Raw genomic sequence first — 1,307 nt, forward strand, 5'->3', positions numbered from 1 at the left:
AAAGTCCATAGCTTCGGTAATATGTTTATGCCCGATTATTATCCATGCCGAACCGCTCGACTAGTGAGCTGTTACGCACTCTTTAAATGAATGGCTGCTTCCAAGCCAACATCCTAGCTGTCTAAGCAGTTCAACCGCGTTTCTTCAACTTAACATATATTTGGGGACCTTAGCTGATGGTCTGGGTTCTTTCCCTCTCGGACATGGACCTTAGCACCCATGCCCTCACTGATCAACATCATTTTATAGCATTCGGAGTTTGTCAGGAATTGGTAGGCGGTGAAGCCCCCGCATCCAATCAGTAGCTCTACCTCTATAAAACTAATTAATCGCTGCACCTAAATGCATTTCGGGGAGTACGAGCTATTTCCGAGTTTGATTGGCCTTTCACCCCTACCCTCAGGTCATCCCAAGACTTTTCAACGTCAACGGGTTCGGTCCTCCACTATGTGTTACCACAGCTTCAACCTGCCCAAGGGTAGATCACACGGTTTCGCGTCTAACACTACCAACTATACCGCCCTATTCAGACTCGCTTTCGCTACGGCTCCAGGGCTTAACCCCTTAACCTTGCTGGCAACGTTAACTCGTAGGCTCATTATGCAAAAGGCACGCCGTCACCCCCTAAAGGGCTCCGACCGCTTGTAAGCGTATGGTTTCAGGATCTATTTCACTCCCTTGTTCAGGGTTCTTTTCACCTTTCCCTCACGGTACTGGTTCACTATCGGTCTCTCAGGAGTATTTAGCCTTAGCGGATGGTCCCGCCAAATTCATACAGGGTTTCTCGTGCCCCGCACTACTCAGGATACCACTATGGTTTATGTTCTTTACCTATACCGGGCTATCACCGTCTATGGCCGCTCTTTCCAAAGCGTTCTAGTTCATTACACAACCAATGTCGTGGTCCTACAACCCCAGCAGGCCCGTAAGCCTACTGGTTTGGGCTAATGCGCGTTCGCTCGCCACTACTAGCGCAATCACTATTGTTTTCTTCTCCTCCGGGTACTTAGATGTTTCAGTTCTCCGGGTTCGCCTCCTTGCGGATACTATACCTTCAGTATAGTGGGTTGCCCCATTCGGATATCTGCGGATCAACCTGTATGTGCCAGTCCCCGCAGCTTTTCGCAGCTTATCACGTCCTTCTTCGCCTCTGAGAGCCTAGGCATTCCCCATACGCCCTTATTTAGCTTATGTGCTTTTACCTAATATGCTCTTAATTATATAATTTGCTCTATCTATAATATTACTATCATAGAAATTTTTATGTTTCTCGTATTCTTATTCTTCAATATGTCAATGAACTTTCT

At 47.1% G+C, this 1,307-nt stretch carries 1 rRNA gene; it reads right to left on the bottom strand.

From position 1 onward, the window contains the following. Window positions 1-1,193, bottom strand: a 23S ribosomal RNA gene (locus IE056_RS18275); the annotation flags it as partial. Between the last annotated feature and the right edge of the window lie 114 nt (window positions 1,194-1,307).

The sequence above is a fragment of the Salinimicrobium marinum genome, assembly GCF_014651535.1.
GTDB lineage: Bacteria > Bacteroidota > Bacteroidia > Flavobacteriales > Flavobacteriaceae > Salinimicrobium > Salinimicrobium marinum.